Annotated in this window: 16 protein-coding genes and 7 pseudogenes; 1 reads left to right on the plus strand and 22 read right to left on the minus strand. The window is 41.8% G+C overall.

Translation table 11 applies throughout. From position 1 onward, the window contains the following. Nucleotides 1–44: 44 nt before the first annotated feature. From glpX to JCM13188_RS13295, 16 genes and pseudogenes are all read right to left on the minus strand, one after another. A pseudogene (glpX, locus tag JCM13188_RS13230) lies at nt 45–1,015 on the minus strand (class II fructose-bisphosphatase). Between the two features lie 30 nt (nt 1,016–1,045). Then, nucleotides 1,046–2,331 (minus strand): annotated as a pseudogene (gene murA, locus JCM13188_RS13235) (UDP-N-acetylglucosamine 1-carboxyvinyltransferase). Nucleotides 2,332–2,395: 64 nt separating this feature from the next. Continuing rightward, nucleotides 2,396–3,031: a fructose-6-phosphate aldolase gene (gene fsa / locus JCM13188_RS13240; RefSeq protein ID WP_054754559.1), complete on the minus strand. Its 636-nt coding sequence runs from the start codon at nt 3,029–3,031 to the stop codon at nt 2,396–2,398. Nucleotides 3,032–3,334: 303 nt separating this feature from the next. After that, the gene (gene fba, locus JCM13188_RS13245) at nt 3,335–4,198 is read right to left on the minus strand and encodes a class II fructose-1,6-bisphosphate aldolase (protein WP_054754560.1); all 864 of its coding nucleotides are present in this window, start codon (nt 4,196–4,198) and stop codon (nt 3,335–3,337) included. Between the two features lie 69 nt (nt 4,199–4,267). Further along, nucleotides 4,268–4,615 (minus strand): response regulator, encoded by a 348-nt coding sequence (locus JCM13188_RS13250; RefSeq protein WP_054754561.1) that lies wholly within the window; start codon nt 4,613–4,615, stop codon nt 4,268–4,270. Nucleotides 4,616–4,697: 82 nt separating this feature from the next. Next, a pseudogene (pyrG, locus tag JCM13188_RS13255) lies at nt 4,698–6,313 on the minus strand (CTP synthase). A 198-nt stretch (nt 6,314–6,511) separates the two neighbouring features. Beyond that, the gene (locus tag JCM13188_RS19330; protein WP_279401849.1) at nt 6,512–6,634 is read right to left on the minus strand and encodes a hypothetical protein; all 123 of its coding nucleotides are present in this window, start codon (nt 6,632–6,634) and stop codon (nt 6,512–6,514) included. A gap of 7 nt (nt 6,635–6,641) precedes the next feature. Next, complete coding sequence (gene rpoE / locus JCM13188_RS13260; RefSeq protein ID WP_054754562.1) at nt 6,642–6,989, minus strand: DNA-directed RNA polymerase subunit delta; 348 nt, start codon at nt 6,987–6,989, stop codon at nt 6,642–6,644. A 327-nt stretch (nt 6,990–7,316) separates the two neighbouring features. Beyond that, a pseudogene (icmF, locus tag JCM13188_RS13265) lies at nt 7,317–10,540 on the minus strand (fused isobutyryl-CoA mutase/GTPase IcmF). A gap of 5 nt (nt 10,541–10,545) precedes the next feature. Further along, nucleotides 10,546–11,164 (minus strand): annotated as a pseudogene (locus tag JCM13188_RS13270) (TetR/AcrR family transcriptional regulator). Between the two features lie 14 nt (nt 11,165–11,178). After that, nucleotides 11,179–12,102 (minus strand): methylmalonyl Co-A mutase-associated GTPase MeaB, encoded by a 924-nt coding sequence (gene meaB, locus JCM13188_RS13275; RefSeq protein ID WP_054754563.1) that lies wholly within the window; start codon nt 12,100–12,102, stop codon nt 11,179–11,181. Between the two features lie 243 nt (nt 12,103–12,345). Beyond that, entirely contained in the window at nt 12,346–13,485 is a 1,140-nt protein-coding gene (locus JCM13188_RS13280) for an acyl-CoA dehydrogenase (RefSeq protein WP_054754564.1), read from the minus strand. A gap of 12 nt (nt 13,486–13,497) precedes the next feature. After that, nucleotides 13,498–14,136 (minus strand): acyl-CoA dehydrogenase family protein, encoded by a 639-nt coding sequence (locus JCM13188_RS19335; RefSeq protein WP_279401850.1) that lies wholly within the window; start codon nt 14,134–14,136, stop codon nt 13,498–13,500. Further along, a pseudogene (locus tag JCM13188_RS19340) lies at nt 14,085–14,636 on the minus strand (acyl-CoA dehydrogenase family protein); the annotation flags it as partial. The pseudogene JCM13188_RS19340 and the gene JCM13188_RS19335, both read right to left, overlap by 52 nt. Nucleotides 14,637–14,648: 12 nt before the next feature. After that, nucleotides 14,649–15,500 carry a 3-hydroxybutyryl-CoA dehydrogenase gene (locus JCM13188_RS13290; protein WP_054754565.1) on the minus strand — a complete coding sequence of 284 codons (852 nt, stop codon included), beginning with the start codon at nt 15,498–15,500 and terminating at the stop codon, nt 14,649–14,651. 30 nt (nt 15,501–15,530) lie between these two features. Next, a pseudogene (locus JCM13188_RS13295) lies at nt 15,531–16,717 on the minus strand (acetyl-CoA C-acetyltransferase). Nucleotides 16,718–17,272: 555 nt separating this feature from the next. Between JCM13188_RS13295 and JCM13188_RS13300 the strand changes: the two are divergent. Then, nucleotides 17,273–17,569 carry a hypothetical protein gene (locus tag JCM13188_RS13300; RefSeq protein WP_054754566.1) on the plus strand — a complete coding sequence of 99 codons (297 nt, stop codon included), beginning with the start codon at nt 17,273–17,275 and terminating at the stop codon, nt 17,567–17,569. 125 nt (nt 17,570–17,694) lie between these two features. Here JCM13188_RS13300 and JCM13188_RS13305 read toward each other — a convergent pair whose 3' ends face one another. From JCM13188_RS13305 to opp4A, 6 genes are all read right to left on the minus strand, one after another. Next, a complete protein-coding gene (locus JCM13188_RS13305) occupies nt 17,695–17,925 on the minus strand; it encodes a hypothetical protein (protein WP_054754567.1) in 231 nt (76 codons plus the stop codon). Next, nucleotides 17,922–18,299, minus strand: coding sequence for a hypothetical protein (locus tag JCM13188_RS13310; protein WP_054754568.1), 378 nt, complete (start codon nt 18,297–18,299; stop codon nt 17,922–17,924). Before JCM13188_RS13310 ends, JCM13188_RS13305 begins: the two co-directional genes overlap by 4 nt. A gap of 52 nt (nt 18,300–18,351) precedes the next feature. Next, entirely contained in the window at nt 18,352–18,879 is a 528-nt protein-coding gene (locus JCM13188_RS21270; RefSeq protein WP_369405040.1) for an ATP-binding cassette domain-containing protein, read from the minus strand. A gap of 347 nt (nt 18,880–19,226) precedes the next feature. Next, the gene (locus tag JCM13188_RS13320; RefSeq protein ID WP_054754569.1) at nt 19,227–19,604 is read right to left on the minus strand and encodes a GntR family transcriptional regulator; all 378 of its coding nucleotides are present in this window, start codon (nt 19,602–19,604) and stop codon (nt 19,227–19,229) included. 243 nt (nt 19,605–19,847) lie between these two features. Continuing rightward, the gene (locus JCM13188_RS13325) at nt 19,848–20,618 is read right to left on the minus strand and encodes a VOC family protein (RefSeq protein WP_279401851.1); all 771 of its coding nucleotides are present in this window, start codon (nt 20,616–20,618) and stop codon (nt 19,848–19,850) included. 119 nt (nt 20,619–20,737) lie between these two features. Further along, nucleotides 20,738–22,618: an oligopeptide ABC transporter substrate-binding protein gene (gene opp4A / locus JCM13188_RS13330; RefSeq protein ID WP_054754570.1), complete on the minus strand. Its 1,881-nt coding sequence runs from the start codon at nt 22,616–22,618 to the stop codon at nt 20,738–20,740. Nucleotides 22,619–22,697: the final 79 nt, after the last annotated feature.

A 22,697-nucleotide genomic window follows, 5' to 3' on the forward strand; every position in this document is an offset into this window, starting at 1 on the left:
CTTAAAAAACGTTTCCGGCCCTTGCCGGAAACGTTCCATACACATTATTGGTCTGTAAACACGAGGTTTGGTTTTTTCTTTAGGCTGTGCTTGCCGTCGATGAAACGAACAGTGCCTGATTTGGCGCGCATGACGAGTGTTTCAGTTGTGGCGATGCCGCCTTTGAACTGAACGCCTTTTAACAGTTCGCCGTCTGTGATGCCAGTTGCGGCGAAAATAGCGTCGTCGCCTCCGCACAGGTCTTCCATGCGCAAGACTTTGTTAACGTCTTCGATGCCCATCTTATGGCATCGTGCTACTTGCTCGTCGTTTTTCGGAACGAGGCGTCCTTGGATTTCCCCGCCTAAGCACTTCAAACCGACTGCTGCTAAGACGCCTTCTGGTGCGCCGCCTTCTCCGAATAAGATGTCAACGCCTGTGTCATCAAAAGCTGTGTTGATGGCACCTGCCACGTCGCCTTCTGGAATAAGTTTAATGCGTGCTCCTGCAGCGCGAATCTCATCAATGATCGCCTGGTGACGCGGACGGTTTAAGACCGTTGCCACAACGTCTTCAACGTCTTTACCTTTAGCCGCTGCGACAGCTTTCAAATTATCCGTCACTGATGCATTCAGATCAATTTTTCCAACTGCTTCTGGTCCAACTGCGATTTTTGCATGTACATATCAGGTGCGTGCAGCATCTTACCGCGATCTGCAATCGCGACAACTGCTAGTGCATTCCATGACCCTTCAGCGACAATGTTTGTCCCTTCAACAGGGTCAACCGCGATATCTACTTTTGGATTTTCAGCGCTGCCTAGCTCTTCTCCTATGTATAACATCGGAGCTTCATCACGTTCACCTTCTCCGATGACAACACGACCGTCCATTGGGATCGTATCAAATACATGACGCATCGCTTCTGTTGCGGCGTTATCTGCTTCTTCTTTTTCTCCGCGTCCCATCCATCGTGCTGAAGCAAGTGCAGCTGCCTCAGTTACACGTACTACTTCCATTGATAAACTTCTTTCCATGTTAAAAAGCTCCTCCCCTATATCGACACCTTATGAATTTTGGTATTGCTTCACTTCATCATCAGTCAAATCTTCACGCCAAACGTTAGCCCCTAAGGCTTCTAACTTGTCGGTTAAATTCGCGTAACCACGGTCGATGTGTTCAACACCTACAATTTCTGTCACGCCATTGGCCATTAAACCCGCAACGACAAGTGACGCTCCAGCACGTAGGTCTGTTGCTTTTACTTTCGCACCTTCTAACGTCGTTGGTCCGGTGATGACCGCTGAACTTCCCTCAACTTTTATATTCGCATTCATTCGGCGCAGTTCATCTACGTGTTTAAAACGGGCAGAATAAATCGTATCGGTGACAATACTCGTTCCGGTTGATTGCGTTAGCAGCGCTGTAAATGGCTGCTGGAGATCCGTCGGAAAACCTGGATAAACTAGTGTTTTAATATCGACACTCGACAGGACTTTATCCGTCGTCACAATCAATCGGTCATCTTCTTCGACAATTTTAACACCCATTTCACGAAGCTTAGCCGTCAGTGACTCTAAGTGAATCGGAATCACATTATCGATGACAACTTCTTTCCCCATAGATGCCGCGATAATCGTATACGTTCCAGCTTCGATTCGGTCTGGAATAATCGTGTGGCGACAGCCGTTTAAATGCTCGACACCTTGAATACGAATGACGTCCGTTCCTGCTCCTTTGATATTCGCACCCATGCTGTTTAAAAGGGTTGCGACATCAATGATTTCAGGTTCTTTCGCTGCGTTTTCAATAACGGTTTTTCCTTTTGCACGAACCGCTGCTAGCATAATATTAATCGTTGCGCCAACACTAACAACATCTAGATAAATTTTAGCGCCACGAAGTTCATCAGCTCTTAAGTAAATCGCACCTTGTTCGTTCGTTACCTGTGCACCTAGAGCTTCAAAACCTTTAATATGCTGGTCAATTGGGCGGGGGCCTAGATTACAACCCCCAGGCATACCAATGACAGCCTTTTTAAAACGGCCAAGCATAGCACCCATGAAATAATATGATGCTCTTAGCTTCTTAACCCGGCCATTCGGCAGTGGCATTGAAACCATATTTGATGAATCGATTGTCACATCTTCACCATTTGTTCAACCTTACCCCCGATGTCTTCTAAAAGGCCTTTTAACGTTTGAATGTCTGAGATGTCTGGGAGACCTTCTAATGTCACTTCGCCTTCAGCCAAAATCGTTGCCGGGAGTAAAGCAACGGCACTGTTTTTGGCTCCACTTACTCGAACTTGCCCTTGTAACGTGTGTCCACCTTCGATGAGTAATTTTTCCATTGAATAAGACTCCTCTTAAGTTAATCTATCCTTATTATGCGAAAAAAGCTTTAAAACATGCTTCTTACTTGTTCGCTTGCTCCCAATCTGCTAAAAACTTCTCGATACCTTGATTAGTTAACGGATGCTTAACTAACTGTCCGATCACTTTAAACGGAATGGTTGCGATATGCGCGCCGTGTAAAGCTGCTTCATGAACATGCATTGGATGACGGACGCTTGCTGCAATAATTTCAGATTCGATTCCGTGACGGTCGAAAATCTCTGCGATTTCCGCAATTAAGTTCATGCCGTTTTGACCGATATCATCTAAACGTCCTAAGAACGGTGATACATAAGTTGCACCAGCACGCGCTGCAAGTAGGGCTTGGTTAGCTGAGAAAACAAGTGTTACGTTTGTTTTAACGCCTTGGTCTGTTAAGGCTTTACAAGCTTTTAATCCTTCTAGCGTCATTGGAAGTTTGATTGTAATGTTTGGTGCAATTTTCACAAGCTCTTCTGCTTCTCTAAGCATTCCCTCTGCGTCTTCTGAAATAACTTCTGCACTAACAGAACCTTCTGTTACGACTTCTGTTATTTCTTTTAAACGTTCGTGGAAAGATACGTTTTCTTTAGCTACTAAGGATGGGTTTGTTGTCACACCAGCTAAAATGCCTAAGCTGTGTGCTTCTTTAATTTCACTAATATTTGCCGTATCAATAAAAAAATTTCATAATATTTGCCTCCTATAAAAATATTCAGATGGTATTTATGAATCGCTTTCGGTGGACGCTTTCCGCGGGCACGGCTCGAGCCTCCTCGGCAGCAAGCTGCCTGTGGGGTCTCGAGACTCGTGCTGTTCCCGCGACGAACACGACGTTCTAGTGTCGGCATTGGTCACAGGACGTGACCGCTTTTAGCCGACCCGGAGTCGCCACCTTAACTTTTAAATCATAATCAGAACCAATATTAAACACGAAAAGGCCAACCCAAGTTTTACGGATTAGCCATCTTCATATGGTTATTAAGCTTTATTTGACGAACCAAATTCGCGCATTTTACCGATAACGGTCTCTTTAATTTTCTCGCGACTTGGTCCTAAGTATTTACGCGGATCATATTGTTCTGGCTGTTCAGCTAACACCTCACGAACGACTTTCGCCTGAGCGATTTGGTTCTCGGTGTTCACATTAATTTTTGCCGTACCTAATGAAATAGCGCGTTGTATATCTTTTGTCGGAATACCAGTTCCGCCATGTAACACGAGTGGTACACCTGTTAACTTTTGGACTTCTTCCATTCGGTCGAAACCTAAATTTGGCTCACCTTTATATGGACCATGAACCGATCCTAATGCCGGAGCAAAGCAGTCCACACCCGTTTCGCGAACCAAACGGTCACATTCTGATGGAATCGCATAAGCGGCTTCTGCATCTTCAACAATGATGTCATCCTCTTGTCCACCGATGCGTCCTAATTCTGCTTCAACTGACACACCATGAAGGTGCGCTAGTTCAACGACTTTTTGTGTTAAAGCAATGTTGTCATCTAATGGAAAATGAGAGCCATCAATCATGACAGATGTAAATCCAGCATGAATCGCCTCTGCGCATTTTTCGAAACTTGAGCCGTGGTCCAAATGAATGGCTACAGGCACAGTTGTTTGATAAGACTTCATTAATTCGTTAACTAAAGCAGTGACGACATTAAAGCCACCACAATATTTCGCTGCTCCTTCCGAAACACCGATGATGACTGGAGATTGTTCTTCTTCAGCCGCTTGTAAAATCGCCTGAAAGTACTCCAGGTTATTAATATTAAATTGCCCAACCGCATAGCCTTCACGGTTTGCCTTGTTGAGCATCTCTGTCATAGATTGTAATGGCACAACTGGTTCCTCCTTGTGATGTAAATCGTACCTATTTAATAGAATACCAACTGCACCCTAAAATCGCAACTAAATCTTAACGTTAAGCCCCTCTAATATTTGGTGAATTTGTTCAACCGAAAAAGGCTTTTCTATCACATCAAATACTTCTGCATCGCCTAGATGATCTCGAAGTTCCTGTTCTGCCATCCCGCTCATTAACACGACTGGAATGTCTGCGGATTCTTCGTTTAACCGTCTAATAACCTCATCTCCGCGCCAAGGTTCCATTAAATAATCTAAGAAGATGATCTGCGGTAATTTTGTTAAAGCTTCTGTAAAAGCTCGATCTGAACGTTCATAAGTTGTCACATTATAATTTTCACGTCTAATAACTTCTGATAACAACAGACGAACGCCAGGTTCATCATCTACCACAAAACCTCACCTTTAATCATCATTACCCCCCAGGTTGTTCAGTATAGTTTAACTTTACCAAAAACGGGAGTTAATCAATCAGTTATTTTGTCGTAACTTGTCGTTTGCTTGCTAGACTGTGTTCGATAAAATCTCTAAATAAAGGCTGGGGGCGATTTGGGCGCGATTTAAATTCAGGGTGAAATTGTGAAGCCACAAACCATGGGTGATCCTTTACCTCGATAATTTCAATTAAGCGGTCATCTGGGCTCTTACCTGAAAAAACAAACCCAGCTGATTCCATGTCTTGTCTGTACTGATTATTAAATTCATAACGGTGGCGATGGCGTTCATACACGACTTCCTCAGCATAAGCGTCGTATGCTTTCGTGTTATCTTGAAGACGGCAAGCATAAACACCTAAGCGAAGCGTTCCTCCTAAGTCTTCAACATCCTTTTGTTCTGGTAAAAGATCAATGATTGGATGCGGCGTTGTAGGATTAATCTCTGCTGAATGTGCACCATCAAGACCTAACACATTACGCGCAAACTCGACGGTGGCAAGCTGCATGCCTAAACAGATTCCTAAAAATGGCACTTTGTTCTCACGCGCATATTTAATGGCAGAAATTTTACCTTCAATGGCGCGATCACCAAATCCACCAGGAACTAAAATCCCATCGACATCTGATAAATAATCAGCTGCGTTGTCATCGTTCACATCTTCAGAGCTGATCCATTTCACTTCAATATCAGCATCATGCGCGAACCCAGCATGTTTTAATGCTTCAACGACTGAAATATACGCATCCTGCAAGGAAACATACTTACCTACAAGCCCGATTGTAACTGTAGAAGATAGGTTTTTAACCTTTTGAATTAAACCTTCCCATTCATCCATGTTGGCCTCAGGCGTGCTTAATTTGAAATGATCAACCGCAAGCTGGTCTAATCCTTGCTGCTTTAATTCTAATGCTACTTCGTATAATACATCACAGTCTAATGCTTCTATTACTGCTTTTTCATTGATGTCACAAAACAGTGCGATTTTTTCTTTCATTTCTTTGCTAATTTTCATATCCGTTCTAAGCACAATCACATCTGGCTGAATCCCAAGTGAACGAAGCTCTTTTACGGAGTGCTGAGTTGGTTTAGTCTTCAGTTCCCCTGCTGCTTTAATGTATGGCACAAGTGTACAATGGATATACATGACGTTGTCACGACCAAGATCACTTTTCAGCTGACGAATCGCTTCTAAGAACGGTAAGCTTTCGATGTCCCCAACCGTTCCGCCAATTTCAGTGATGACAACATCTGCATTCGTTTCTTTACCAGCTTGGAAAACTTTATTTTTAATCTCGTTGGTGATATGCGGTATAACCTGCACAGTGCCGCCTAAGTAATCACCTTTGCGTTCTTTACGGATCACTGATGAATAAACTTTTCCTGTTGTGATATTGCTGTATTTATTTAAATTAATATCGATAAATCGCTCATAATGTCCTAAATCTAAGTCCGTTTCAGCACCGTCTTCGGTAACGAATACTTCACCGTGCTGATAGGGGCTCATCGTCCCTGGGTCGACGTTAAGTACGGGTCGAATTTTTGAATCGTGACGTTTAGGCCGCGATTTTTTAGCAAACGACCGAGTGATGCTGCTGTGATTCCTTTACCTAAAGATGAAACCACTCCACCTGTTACGAAAATATACTTTGTCATGTTACATCCTGCCTTTCTATTACATCTGGATCGGGGAGTATTTATTATAAGTTTTCCTTATAAGTTCGATTTAACACTAATCATTTATTAAGAATCTCTATAAAATAAAAAAGCTCCCGAACTGAGTCGGGAGCTTGTCTATTTTTGAGAGCCCACATAAAATCTTAAAGTTTTATATTTAAGAAGTCAAGCTAAACTTTATAAATCTTCTTCGTCGTCATCTTCAACGAAGTTATCATCGTCTTCCGGATCTTCCTCGAAAAGTTCTTCGTCATCATCTTCTTCAGTGACTAAGTCATCTTCTCCAAGTTCAGGTTCCACCTCATCTTCAAGAAGCTCTTCTTTCTTTTTTCTTCTTTTTCTTCTTCTTCTTTTTCTTTGGTACTTCTTCAGTGAAGGAAATCGTATCATCTTCCTGCTGATCATATGGGTACCACTTTTTAAGGCCCCAGATGTTTGTACCAACTGACATAAAGCGTCCGTCAATATTTAAATCTGTATAAAATTGAACGATGTATTCTTCTTTTTCCTCTTGGGTGAATTCCTTTGCTTCTGCAATGAGTTCAAAGATTTCATTGAAGTTCATCGCTTTCTTTTCTTCTGCTAAGATTTCATAAGCAACTTCAACCATTGAAACCTCTTTAACTTCTTCCTTGGTATACTTTTCCAACGTCACTTCCAGCACTCCTTTACCCAATGTCGATGGCGGAAACCATAATTATGCTATTTTTCTAGTTTACAGAATACCACAACCATTAGTCAATTCAAGTACAAAATTAATTTTAGACATAAAAACGAGGATTTATTCAAAGTGGATGCTTTTTCGCTGTGGCAAAAAGGCTACTTCTCTGTTTTTTCCGTTAATTATCTACCCCTATTTGAAAAATATCTACCACGAAATTTGTCGACGAAGTAAAAAAGCTTTTTTATCTACCCCTAAAGTTCCTTTATCGACCTTTTTGCATAAGGAAACCACCAACGGCGAGGTTGGTGGTTTGACTTATTACATATTACGACGGTACTGCCCGCCGACTTCGTATAAGGCGTTTGTGATCTGGCCTAGACTGGCCACTTTAACGGTTTCCATGAGTTCTTCAAACACATTACCGTTTGACGCTGCAACTTCCTTAAGGCGGTTTAATGCTTCTTCAGATTTGTCAGCATTTCTGTCTTGGAAGTCATGTAAATTCTTAATTTGTTGCTGTTTTTCTTCCTTAGAAGCACGGGCAACTTCCATCGAGTTGATTTCATCTTCTGATGGTGGGTTCGGGTTCACATACGTGTTAACCCCTACAATCGGAAGGTCGCCTGAATGTTTTTTACCTTCATAGTAAAGAGACTCTTCTTGAATCTTACCGCGTTGATACTGGCGTTCCATCGCGCCGAGTACGCCACCGCGGTCGTTAATGCGTTCGAACTCTTGTAAAACGGCTTCTTCAACAAGGTCAGTTAACTCTTCTAAAATAAATGACCCTTGTAATGAGTTTTCGTTTTTCGTTAAGCCGAATTCTTTGTTAATAATCATTTGAATCGCCATTGCACGGCGAACGGATTCTTCAGTTGGTGTTGTGATGGCTTCGTCATACGCATTAGTATGAAGCGAATTCGTGTTGTCTTGAATCGCGATTAATGCCTGCAGTGTCGTACGAATATCATTAAAGTCAACTTCTTGCGCGTGAAGTGAACGGCCTGATGTTTGAATGTGATACTTCAACTTCTGGCTTCGCTCATTCGCACCGTACTTATCGCGCATCGCAACCGACCAAATGCGGCGCGCCACACGGCCAATGACTGTATACTCAGGGTCTAAGCCGTTTGAGAAAAAGAATGATAAGTTTGGCGCAAATTTGTTAATATCCATGCCGCGGCTTAAGTAATACTCAACATACGTAAAGCCGTTTGCGAGGGTAAAGGCTAACTGACTGATTGGGTTTGCTCCTGCTTCAGCAATGTGATAGCCCGAGATTGAAACCGAGTAGTAGTTACGGACTTCATTATTAATGAAGTACTCCTGAATGTCCCCCATCATGCGAAGGGCAAACTCGGTTGAGAAAATACACGTGTTTTGTCCTTGATCTTCTTTTAAGATATCGGCTTGAACCGTACCACGAACAACTGAGATCGTCTCGACCTTAATTTGTTCGTACTCTTCTTGGCTCGGTTCGCGGCCGTTTTCGTCTTTAAACTTCTTCAGCTGCTGATCAATAGCTGTATTGAAATACATCGCTAGAATAATCGGCGCAGGACCGTTGATGGTCATTGAGACAGACGTCATTGGATCGACTAAGTCAAAGCCATCATAAAGCTTCTTCATGTCATCTAACGTACAAATACTTACGCCAGATTCTCCAACTTTACCGTAAATGTCAGGGCGCTCATCAGGATCTTCACCATATAGCGTCACGGAGTCAAAAGCTGTACTTAAGCGCTTAGCCGGTTCGTTTTTCGATAAATAGTGGAAACGGCGATTCGTACGTTCTGGCGTTCCTTCACCAGCAAACTGACGAGTCGGATCTTCTCCTTTACGCTTGAATGGGAACACCCCTGCCGTAAATGGAAAGGCACCAGGCACGTTTTCCATGAGCATCCAGTATAAACGGTCGCCCCAGTCGCGGTATTTTGGCAGCGCGACTTTTGGAACTTTAATTCCAGATAAGCTTTCCGTATTTAAGTCAACGGTAAACTCTTTATCACGAACTTTATAGGACAACTGATCCTTTGTGTACGTCTCTTTTAGCTCATCAAATTTATCAAGCTTTTCCTTGTTGTCAGCTTCTAATTCTTTCTCGTATTTCTCAATTAGCTGAATAAGCTCTTCAACTTGGCCGATTTCTTCTTCGGTTCCCTTTAATTGATAAAGCTTACGCGCAATATCGCTCTGTTTCTTCGCATCCTCTTTATACCCGTGCACTGTCTGCACGATATCACGTAAATATTGACGACGCTCTGGTGGGATGATTAAGTTTTGCTTTTCAACTAGCTTAATCTTTGTATCAAACGGAACTTCAGCCTCCCAGCCGTAACGGTCGTTAATTGTTTCTAAAATTGAAGCAAATAGTGTGTTCGTACCTGGGTCGTAAACTGTGATGCGATCGTGCCAAACACTGGGAATGTGTCATGGTCTTCGTGAAATAGCATCCGGCTACGACTGTACTGTTTACGAACTTGATTAAACGCATCTTCTGACCCTTTTTGTTCAAACTTATTGATGACGATGAAGTCAGCAAAGTCGATCATGTCGATCTTCTCTAGCTGAGTTGGCGCACCGAATTCAGCTGTCATCACGTACATCGATAGGTCCGTAATCTCAGTGATCTCGGCATCCCCTTGACCAATCCCGCTTGTTTCAACAATGATGAAGTCAAAATCAGCTGCTTTGACAACGCGAATCGCATCTAAAATCGCCTGTGACAATTCCGTTTTTGAACTTCTTGTTGCAAGCGAGCGCATATACACACGTTCGTTAAAAATCGCGTTCATACGAATTCGGTCACCAAGTAGCGCACCGCCTGTTTTCTTCTTCGTAGGATCGACAGATAAAATCGCAAGCTTTTTATCTGGCACTTCGTTAATAAAACGGCGAACAAGTTCATCCGTTAATGAACTTTTACCCGCTCCGCCTGTTCCAGTAATCCCTAATACCGGCACGTCCTCGCGCGTAATTTTTAATAAATCTTGAAGCTTATCACTCGTGACGTCTTCATTTTCAACATGTGAAATAAGGCGCGCGATTGCTTGATAATCACCTTGTTGCGCTTTAGCTGCATCTGATTCAAGCTCAAGCGGCGTCGGATGATCGCACTCCTCTAACATCTGATTAATCATCCCTTGAAGACCGTGCTGACGACCATCTTCAGGTGAGAATATACGTGCTACTCCATGGTCATGAAGTTCTTTAATTTCACGAGGTAAAATAACCCCGCCCCCACCGCCGTAAACACGGATGTGGCCAGCACCTTTTTCATTCAGTAAATCAACCATGTACTTAAAATACTCAACGTGTCCACCTTGGTAAGAAGAAATCGCAATCCCTTGTACGTCCTCCTGGATTGCCGCATTAACCACTTCTTCAACCGAGCGGTTATGCCCAAGGTGAATGATTTCTGCCCCGCTCGCCTGCAAAATACGGCGCATAATGTTAATCGATGCATCGTGGCCGTCAAACAAGCTCGAAGCTGTCACAAAACGAACAGGATGCTTCACTTTGTAGACTTCCTGTTGTTGCATAAGGCTCATCCTCCTCTCGTCAGCTCAAGCTGACTTTTTAATAAATCAAATTGCAAATTCGTATACTCTTCAAGCGAAAATTCCTTTTGTAAAATCCAGCGCCTGAATCCCCACATTTGGCCTTGGATGAATATGTTATTGGCAATGATGGTCAGCTGGTCTCTCGTCATCCTAGGATAATTATTTTGAATAACCCGCTCCAAAAGATGAACCATCTGCCGTTCTTTTTTCTAGCACATAATCCTGAGCATCCTTTGGTAGTGCTTTAAGTTCCTGATATAAGACCAAGACTTCATCTTGCATATCATCCATTAGTTCATAGTAAGACTTAACGGCTTGATATAGCGTGTCTTCTGACGTCTCTTTTGTATTAAAAACCGCTTCCATCCTCGCCTTTACTTCATCATAAATAGCGTCACAGACGAGAAAAAGAACGTCTTCTTTTTTTCTAATATATTCATATAGCGTCCCGATTGAAAAACCAGCAGCCTTAGCAATTTCTCTAGTTGTTGCACGGTGAAACCCTTTTTGCTTAAAAAGAGATACCGCTCCTTTTTGTAGCTGCTCACGACGCTTTTGGATTAATTGTTCATCCTTAATCGATGAATCAATGGGTTTAACCATCCGCTTCACCTTCTTTACGCCATTCCGATAACCACTTTTTTCGCAAGGCTATACGGATCACCTGATTGCTTAAGCTCTTCTTGTTTATCAGAGTCGTTATTGACGAACTGATAAACGTCTTTCCATAATGCTTCTTGCATGAGTTCATAGACTTCATAACGAAGCTGCTCGCTTCGCTTCTTTTGCCCCTCGTCAGTCTCATCTAAGTAATGACGATGCTTTTGAAAAGCTTCAAATAATTTGTTAAATCCAAAGTTTTCATTCACACTCGTTTCGATGATTTGTGGCTCGAACCCACGGTGACCAGCAATATGAATGAGGTCACGCAGTGTATTCTTAAGTTTTCTAACGCCTGGTAAATCAGCTTTATTTAATATAAAAAGGTCTGCGATTTCCATAATGCCTGCTTTGAAAATTTGCAGAATATCACCACTGTTAGGTGTTAACATGACGGCGGTCGTGTCAGCAACCTTCATGATGTCGAGTTCAGACTGACCGACCCCGACCGTTTCAACGATAATGTAGTCAAAACCGTAAGCATCACATGCGCGAATCGCATCCTTAGTCGCACGAGCAAGCCCGCCAAGACTTCCACGGGTTGCCATACTGCGAATGAATACGTCTTGGTCGGTAAAATGCTTATGCATGCGTACGCGGTCTCCAAGAAGGGCGCCGCCGCTGAAAGGACTGGTTGGATCAACTGCGATGACCGCAACGTTGTATTGCTTTTCACGAAGCAAGGTGATGAGTTTATCAACGAGTGAGCTTTTGCCCGCGCCAGGCGACCCGGTGATGCCAATGTAATGGGCGTGTTTTTTGCGCGCGTTAAGTTCACTCATCAGCTCGAGTTTGTCTGGGTGGTCGTTTTCGATTAGGGTGATGGCCCGAGCTAAAGCTCGTTGGTCTTGATTCGCTATGCGGTCTGCTAGTTGATCCATTGGTTTCATCCTTTCTGTACTTATATAAATGCAAATGTGAAAATCCTAATTTGAAGAAGCAAGTAGTTCAAAATAATTTACGAAAGGCGGCGACTCCTGGTCGGCTAAAAGCGGCCACGTCCTGTTCGTCGCGGGAACAGCACGAGCTGAAAATCACCCAATACGAAACAATAGTGAGTTTTGGGAAGCCCTCGCCTTGCCTGCGGAAAGCGTCCGCCTGTAGCAAATCTAAAGTGAACTAACTTACTTCGTCACCATTCTTCCAATGACTAAACGTTGGATTTCTTGTGTTCCTTCGTAAATTTGAGTGATTTTCGCATCACGCATGAAGCGCTCAACAGGATAATCTTTCGTATATCCATAACCACCGAAAACTTGCACAGCTTCAACTGACACTTTCATTGCCGTATCACCTGCGTAAAGCTTTGCCATTGCTGATTCCTTCTGATACGGAATGCCTTCTGACTCGTTATACGCAGCTTGGTAAGTAAGTAGACGTGATGCTTCAACTTGAGTTGCCATGTCAGCAAGCTTGAAGGAAATGCCTTGATTGTTCGCAATTGGCTTGCCGAACTGTTCGCGCTCTTTCGCGTAGTCAGTTGCCGCATCTAAAGCACCTTGCGCAATTCCGACTGCTTGTGCAGCAATTCCGTTACGACCACCATCTAATGTAGTCATAGCAATCTTAAACCCTTCACCTTCTTCACCTAGTAAATTCTCCTTAGGTACGCGGCAGTTCTCAAAAATTAACTCCGTTGTAGGAGAAGAACGGATTCCAAGCTTTTGTTCTTTTTTACCAAATGAAAAGCCATCTGTGCCTTTTTCAACGATAAATGCTGAGATGCCTTTATGTTTCGCATCGACATCTGTTTTCGCAAACACCACATAAATATCGGCGACACCACCGTTTGTGATCCAAACCTTGTTACCGTTTAGGATATAGTCGTCACCGTCTTTTTTAGCTGTAGTGCGCATAGATGCCACATCACTACCTGCTCCAGGCTCAGATAGTGCATAAGCCCCTAAAGCTTCACCTGTTGCTAGGCGTTGTAAGAAGGTTTTCTTTTGATCTTCATTTCCGTAAGTATAAATCGGCCAGCTCGCAAGTGAGATGTGAGCGGATAACGTGACCCCTGTTGAGGCACAAACGCGAGATAACTCTTCAACTGCAATCGCATAGCTCACAAAGTCTGAACCTATTCCGCCGTATTCTTCTGGCCAAGGTATACCCGTTAGGCCAAGCTCTGCCATTTTGTCAAATATCTCACGGTCAAAGCGCTCTTCTTCGTCACGCTCTGCCGCCGTTGGTGCCACTTCATTTTCCGCATAATCGCGAACCATCTTGCGTAGCATCTGTTGTTCTTCTGTTAGTTGAAAATTCATGTTCAAGTCCTCCTATTTAAGTAGTTGTCTACTAATCACTAGATTTTGTATTTCCGTTGTGCCTTCATAGATTTGAGTAATTTTGGCATCACGCATATAACGCTCAACTGGATAATCTTTCGTAAATCCGTAACCACCATAAACCTGAACGGCATCAATTGAGACGTCGACCGCTGTTTGTGAAGCAAACTTCTTCGCCATTGAGGCCTCTTTTGCGCAGTCAACTCCACCTTCATGCATCGAAGCAGCGTTATAGATTAATAGTTTTGAACCTTCGACTGCCGTTGCCATATCTGCGAGCTTAAACGAAATCCCCTGGTTATGAGCAATCGGTTTACCGAACTGTTCGCGTTCCTTCGCATAACCTGTAGATGCATCTAACGCCGCTTCTGCAATTCCTAAAGCTTGAGCACCGATTCCGATCCTGCCGATGTTCAGGTTAGATAATGCAATCTTGTACCCTTCGCCTTCCTGGCCAAGTAGCTGACTTTCTGGAATGCGGCAGTTATCAAACGTTAACGAAACGGTTGCCGAGCCATGAAGCCCCATTTTCTTTTCTGGCTTACCGACTTCAAACCCTGGGGTATCTTTTTCGACGATAAAAGCTGAAATCCCCTTACTTCCTGCTTCCGAATCGGTCTTCGCAAACACGACATACGTATCAGCATAACCGCCATTCGTAATAAAATTTTCGATCCGTTTAAGACGTATTCATTGCCATCTTTTACAGCGCGAGTTTTAAGTGAAGCAGCATCACTACCTGCACCTGGTTCGGTTAAGGCAAATGCTCCTAAGTATTCACCCGATGCCAGTTTTGGAACGTAATGCTTTTTCTGTTCTTCACTTCCGAATTTTAGTATCGGAAATGTACCAACAGATGTATGGACTGAAAGAATCACGCCAAGTGTCGCACTCACTTTGGATAACTCATGAATGGCAATAATGTAAGAGACATAATCCATTCCAGCTCCGCCATACTCTTCTGGAATCGGGATTCCTAGAATGCCTAACTCACCCATTTTCCCAATAAGTTCTGATGGAAAACGATCTTCTTGTTCCATGCGTTCAACGGCTGGCGCCACTTCTTGCTGGGCGAAGTCCCTTACCATTTTGCGCATCATATTTTGTTCATCTGTGAAGTTCAAATTCATCTAAGGTGCCTCCTATTCGTACACGTAGAAGCCGCGACCAGATTTTTTACCTAACCAGCCTGCGCTAACGTACTTTTTAAGTAGTGGACACGGACGATATTTGCTGTCACCAAAGCCATCGTAAAGGACTTCCATAATGTATAAGCATGTATCAAGGCCAATAAAATCAGCTAGCGTTAACGGTCCCATTGGATGATTCATACCGAGTTTCATGACTTCATCCACCGCTTCAGGCTCAGCTACACCTTCATAAACCGTATAAATTGCTTCGTTAATCATTGGCATGAGCACACGGTTTGAAACAAATCCTGGATAGTCATTCACTTCAACAGGTGTTTTGTTTAATGCTTTTGCTGCTTCTTCAATCGTTTTATAAGTCTTATCAGATGTTTGAATCGCACGAATGATCTCCACTAACTTCATAATTGGAACTGGATTCATAAAGTGCATGCCGATCACTTGATCAGGGCGATTTGTCACCGCTGCTATATCTGTGATGGGTAGTGACGATGTATTCGTGGCTAAAATTGCATGCGATGGTGTGATTTCATCTAGCTTTTGAAATACTTGAGTTTTAACATCCATGTTTTCAACGACAGCTTCGATCACTAAATCTCGATCGCTCGCTTCTTCTAACGAAGTCGTCGTTTGAATACGGTTTAACGTTTCCGTCTTTTGTTCCTCTGTCATTCTACCTTTATCCACATTACGAGATAATAGTTTTTCCATTGTTGCAAGACCCTTTTGCAAGGACTCTTCCGAAATGTCATTTAGTTTCACGTCAAATCCAGACTGCGCAAATACTTGCGCAATTCCAGACCCCATCTGACCTGCACCAATGACCATTACGTTTTTAATTGTCATGAAAAACCCTTCCTTTCAAAATCTATTTATCTATTGTTTTGGAACTTCAATTAGGAGCGCGTCACCTTGACCGCCACCAGAACAAATCGATGCAATCCCTAAACCACCGCCGCGGCGTTTAGTTCATAAGCAAGTGTTAACGTAATACGAGCACCACTCGCACCAATTGGGTGTCCAAGTGCAACGGCACCGCCATTAACATTCACCTTCTCTGGATCGAGACCTGCAATCTTACCGCTTGCAAGTGAAACGGCCGCAAACGCTTCGTTCACTTCAAATAAATCAATATCATCAAGGCTATAGCCTGTTTTTTCTAGTAATTTATTAATCACAATACCAGGTGTTTCTGGGAACCTGTCAGCTTCAACTGCTACTTCCGCATGTCCGATGACTTTTGCTAGAGTTTCTTTTCCTTCTGCTTTAGCTTTTTCTTCAGACATTAACACCATAGCTGCAGCACCGTCGTTAACTCCTGGCGCGTTACCTGCTGTAATCGTTCCGTCTTTATCAAATGCCGGGCGAAGTTTTGCTAGTTTTTCAGCCGTTGTACCTTGACGCGGTGCTTCGTCCGTATCAACCACAACTGGGTCACCCTTACGCTTTGGCACTTCTACTGGTACGATTTCGTCAGCTAGTTTACCCTCTTCAATCGCTTTTAGCGCACGCTCATGACTTTGTGCTGCCCAGTTATCTTGATCTTCACGAGATAATTCGAATTTATTAGCTGTGCGGTTGCCATACGTTCCCATGTGCACATTTTCAAACGAACAAGTAAGGCCATCATGCACCATCATATCAACGACTTTCTGGTCTCCCATGCGCATTCCCCAGCGCGCATTCGGCATGAAGTATGGTGCATTACTCATGCTCTCCATACCACCAGCAACAATCGTATCTTCTTCACCTAAACGAATCATCATATCGCCTAAGGCTACACTACGCATTCCTGATGCACAAACCTTGTTAACCGTTTCCGTTTTCGTCTCCCAAGGAATACCTGCATGACGCATCGCTTGACGAGACGGAAGCTGACCTTGGCCACCTTGTAAAACCGTCCCCATAATCACTTCTTGAATATCTTTACCTTCAACTGAAGCACGATTAAGCGCTTCCTTGATCGCAATACCACCTAATTGAGCTGCCGTAAGCGGTGCTAGACCTCCACCAAATTTACCGAAAGGCGTTCTCGCACCTGCAACAATCACTGTATTTGACACTATGATTCCTCCCTTTTTGTAACTCTTTGTAAACGCTAACATCATTATAACATAAAACCGACTGAACGCTCGCTCAATAACATAATTTTAAGAATTTTTATTTAGAGCGAGTTGTGGGTGAAACTCAGATAGATCTGCGTGAGATGCGAACTGTTTTCTCTCGTACGCGAACAAATTTCGCCCACACACGAACAGTTTTCCACAATATACGAACAAACTTCTGCCGAATACGAACACTTCTCACGAAAACGCAAACAGTTCTCATCGAAATACGGACACTCCCCTATAAATAGGGACAAAACTTCTGTTAATACAATCAATTAGATATTTTTAATAATAAACTTGTACCTCATTTAATAAGATGATATAAGACTGGGGGGGAACTTGACATGCGGAAAGGTAATGGAAAAGCTTTTCTCATATTATTTTGCTGGTTGCAATCGTCGTATTATTTTTCATGAGTTTTGTTAATTTCAAAAAATCCCCCGAAGAAGAAGCAACAGAAACGGTTCATAAATTTTATCAGTTTGAGCAAGACGGAGCATTCTCGCATTCTTGGGAGTTATTTCATCCGCTAATGCAGAAAAAGTTCGAGAAAGGCTATTACATACAGGATCGAGCTCATGTTTTTATGAATCACTTCGGCGTTCAATCGTACACTTATTCCTTAGCGGGCCGACTGAAGTTCAAGATTGGTCGATGGAAAGTGGAGCAGAAGTCATTGAACGTCTCTATAAATTTGAAATTGCGAAAACATATAAGGGTAAATACGGAAACTTTACGATTGTGCAGGATGTTTATGCAACTGAATTAGAGGATGGATGGCGAGTCTTATGGGATTATAATAAATGAGCTTAGGGCACCCCTAAGCTCATTGTTGTTTTAAATAATCGTAAAATGGATTTGTTTCAATTGTTTTGTATTCACCGTGAAGGCCTGGTTCTCTTAAGAATAAATGATTTTCTAAAGACTCTCACTTACATCTTAATCGGAACATCGCGGATCATTCTATAGCATAACCAAAGCAGAAGTCCGATTAACATAATATCGCCTAATGAACTCCCTAATAAGTAATAACTTGCTCCAAATAAATGGTCAAATAAATCTGCTGCCAAAACTTCTATTGCTTCTCTCGTTGTAATGAAGACCAACGTTAACACTAATCCTACTTTCCAACCGTAGCGATAGTAAGCTAATGCGATGATCATCCGAATAGGAAGCTTAAAAACAGCGTAATGAGATAGTGCCAAATGTCTGAAAGAGCGATTGACTCAATAGTAAACCTTTGCACAACAGCATACTCAGTAGCTGTTAATATAAGGTTCAGCACGGCATAACTAATTGTTAAAGCTAATACGGTATACACAATCCCTAAGTAAAATGCTTTTCTCGTTGCGCCTAGTTTGATCGATTGCGGTAAAAATCCATATATTGAAATGATTCCTAAAATCATCATACCAATACTCATTGGGTCCATTGTAAAACTTAAAAAATGGCTTAATGAAGATTCCTCATTAAAGTATGACACAACGTAAACAGTGATTCTAATCACAACTAAAAGATAGAGATATAAAGTAGCCATTTAAAAAGCTCTCGGTAATAATCTTTAAAAACTATTTTAGTAACCTGTTCCATTAATGTTCCCCTCCCGTTAAATGTGTGAATAAATCCTGAAGTTTTGCCTGGCTGATATCGAGCCCAGCCGCTCTCGCCTCTTGTATATCTTGTTCTTTAAGATCTTCATAAATTAATACAGTTTTACTGCCGCCAATTGTTTCTTCGATTAGTACATCTATTCCGCTACAAAATTCATCTACATCGTCGTGGCTACCAGTTATAAAATATCCTCGCTCAATAATCGATTGATAATCATCGTGTAATAATAGCTTACCTTCGTGGATCATCATGACTTCATCAAACAAATACTCCATTTCTGACACAAGATGCGTTGATAGAATAAACAATCTTGGATGTTTTTCTTGTTCATTTAATAACTCTTTGTAAAACATCGAACGTGTAGGGGCATCCATTCCTAGGTAGACTTCATCTAAGATGGTTATCGGCGTGCGACTTGCTAATCCAACGATCATATTAAAAGCCGATAACTGACCTTTTGAAAGTTTACTTAAGTTTTTGTTATCTGGCACTTTAAATCGTTTCATTAGCTCATTAGCATATGTTTTATCAAAATTTGGCCTGTATAATTGTAATTTCTCAAAATACTTAGATGCCTTCTGATCTTGAAGATCCTTAACAGGCGCTTCGTATAAAAAGTTGAATTCTTCATATACTTCGCATTCTCAAATACAAGTTTTCCGTTCGCTTCAACATATCCTACTGTTGCATCTCGATAAGCTGCAAGTATTGATAGTAGCGTCGTTTTTCCCTGCTCCATTTCTACCAATTAAACCGACAATTTTATTTCCTTCTAGTGTAAAATTCACATCCGACAAAGCTTGATAGTCTTTGAAATGCATCGAAATATTCTTAGCCTCTAATTTGCCGTCCATCATTCCTCACTCCCCTTTTTAACCTCTCGAATCATACTAATCATTTCATCATCAGATATCTTTAATTTATTTGCTTCACGAACAAGCTGCACGATATAAGTATCTAAAAATGCATGTTTCCTTTTTTCAATTAACTTCTCCTTAGCCCCTTCTGAGACGAACATACCAACACCACGCTTCTTAAAAATAACCCCTTCGTCTGTTAGTTGATTAATCCCCTTCGATACCGTTAGGTGGTTAATTTTGTAGAAATTCACTAATTGATTGGTGGATGGTATTTGGTCACCCTCTTTTAGTTGGTCGTTCAAGATTTGATCTTCAATTCGTTCTCTTACTTGTTGAAAGATTGGTTTACCTTCATCAAATTCTCGGTTCATTTATGACACCACACTTTATATGGTTATATAGTTAAGTATATAACCATAATACTTTAACTTATACAACAATGCAACTTATTTATGGGAAAGTTTTTTATTTTATGAGGAACTTTCTTTAATTTATAGGGGACTCCACCTTATAACACAAAAAAGACCCCGATTCACTTCGAGGCCTCGTTCATTATTAAAATTTAATTTTAATTCCTGAAGGATCTTTAACAAAGTATCCTTGATCTGTTTCTTCTACCTGTTCACCAAAAGCTTTTTCACTTTGTCACGATCACCATCTGTCATTTTCACCGAAAACCAATTAAGACCCACTTCATCATCACTTTTCGCTTCACTATTTCGGCTGTTCCACACATTCAAACCAATGTGGTGATGATATTTGTCATCTGACATAAACAACGCTTGTGGTCCATATTTAGCTACAACTTCAAAGCCTAACTTTTCATAAAAAGGCTGAACGCTTGGTAGGTCATGAATCTGAAGGTGGATGTGCCCGATTGTTGATTCACTCGGAAAACCTGTCCACCCTTCTTCAGTGCGCTCTTTTAATAGACCTTCTATATCTAATGGGATGGTATCCATCACGACTTCTTCACCATTCCAATCCCATTCTTCAGGATCACGGTCACGATAAATCTCGATTCCATTACCATCTGGGTCTGCAAGGTATAGTGCCTCAGATACTTTATGGTCAGATGCGCCTTGCACTGGCAATTGATTACGCCAGAAATGATAAACGATATTTGCTAAGTCCTCTCTGGTTGGAACTAAGTACGCAATGTGAAATAGACCCGTTTTACGACGGTCTAATGGTTTTACATATTCAACTTGTTCAATGGTCAAAATCGGTGTTTCACCATCAAACGAAAAAATAGCTTGATCATCGGTTTGACTTAATAAGTTCATACCAAGGATATCTTTATAAAATGTAATTGATTTTTCAAGGTTTGATACACTTAATGATATTTGATCGATATATTTAGTTGGTAACTCATGATAACTCATATTGATCACTCACTTTCTTTTTAAATTAATTACAGTATATCATACTAACTTACAAAAAGTAAGTAAATATATAAAAATAAACTCAAGAAGCATCATGCTTCTTGAGTCTATTATAGTCCTTATTCAGTTACACCTACTTGGTAATAACGTTCAGTAAATGTAGGATCACCTACTGAGATACCCCAGTTAACTACACGCTCGTTAACTGGAATTAATACCGAGCGGTAAAGAGTAGGGAATACAGGGATTTCCTCTACCATAAGTTTTTGCCACTTACTATAAACTTCTTTACGGTACTCAGGGTCAAATGCTTCTTCTGAAAGACCGTCTTCTAGAAGTTTAGTATTTTCTTCGCTTTCATAACGCGGGAAGTTGAACATTGCTGTTGGACCATATAAACCACTAGGGTCTACATCGTAACCAACACCCCATGCACCTTGATAGATATCAACTTCAGGATCGTCGTTACCACCGTTACCTACACGCTCATAGAATGTGTTGAACTCAAGTAAACGTCCATCGATAAGTTGTACTTTTAATCCAACATTCTCCCAAGCTTGGATGTAGTAACGCGCTAATGGTTCAGCAACATCGCCACCAGACATAGATGCAAAGTTAATTTCTAACTTATCACCATTTGGTTTTTCACGGAATCCGTCACCATCAGTATCTTCATAACCAGCTTCGTCTAAGATTTGCTTAGCTTTTTCTGGATCATAAGTTGGTGTTTCGATTGAATCATCATGGTATTCAGGATGTGAAGGAGCAATTAAAGTAGTTGCATTCCAACGTAAACCGTTGTAGAACTCCTCACCAACTGCATTGTTATCTACTGCATACCACATTGCACGACGTAATCTAACGTCACCCATTTTCATTTCATCAGGCTTGTAGTTAACGCGACCTTCTTCTTTGTTCCAGTCACCTAATTTGAAACCGATGTAGGTGTATGCTAAGTCAATATCACCTAACCATTCAACGCCTTCCATACTAGAGTTGTCTGGGAACTGATCAACCGGGAAGCTATCCACTAAATCAACTTCGCCAGTTTCTAAAGCGTTTGCCACAGTACTAGGGCTTACAACTTTAAGAGTTACTTTATCTAAATTCGGCTCGCCTCTCCAGTAATCTTCGTTCTTAACGTAAGTTACAGACTCACCAGGAACAATGCTATCAACTTTGTACGGACCAAAACCAATTGGGTTTTGACGTACTGCATCAGAAGCTGACATATCTGCTACTTCCATGTCGCCAAAGATGTGTTTTGCTAACGGGTAAATCCAAATACCACCTGTTAATAGAGATGGTGTTAAACGCTCATAGTTAAATTTAATTGTTTTCTCATCTACAATCTCGATACCCTTAATTGAATCAGCTTCACCATTTCGGTATGCTTCCATACCTTTAAGTAAAGTGAAACCTACAGTGCTTCCACGAGGACCATCGTAATCAGGATGAGATATCACTTCATAGGCAAATGCCCAGTCTTCAGCTGTAACAGGCTCACCATCATGCCAGTTAACATTGTCTCTAATAGTAAACGTAATTGAAGACTCTTCTTCGTTTACTTCATACGTTGCAGCACCGTCATTAGTAATACGATAGTTTTCATCGTAAGTTACTAGCGCTTCATCAAACCATGCGATTACTTCCGCATCTGGTGCACCAGAATAGAAGTTCCAGTTTAATGTACCTTCAAATGCTGTATCAGTTACTAAACCGAATGTTAACTCTCCACCTTCGATTGGCTCACCAGTGTTCGAAACCTTTGTATTAAAGTCTTCAATGTTATAAAGACCATCAGCGTTAGCTTCTCCCCCTGCTTCTTCGCCTTCTTCACTTTCTTCACCTTCGCCTTCTCCCTCAGAAGACTCTTCAGTGCCTTCGCCTTCTCCTTCAGAAGGCTCTTCGTTCCCTTCATCGCTATTACAAGCTGCGATGAGCAAAACGAATGCGAGCATTAAGACAAATAAAAATTTGCCAAATAAGCTTCTGCTCATATTTAATTACCTCCCCCTAATATTTTTGCTCAGTCTATTTTTGACTGAAAAACTATATACTCAACACCTGACGTAAAAG

Source organism: Piscibacillus salipiscarius JCM 13188, assembly GCF_001311865.1.
Lineage (GTDB): Bacteria > Bacillota > Bacilli > Bacillales > Alkalibacillaceae > Piscibacillus > Piscibacillus salipiscarius.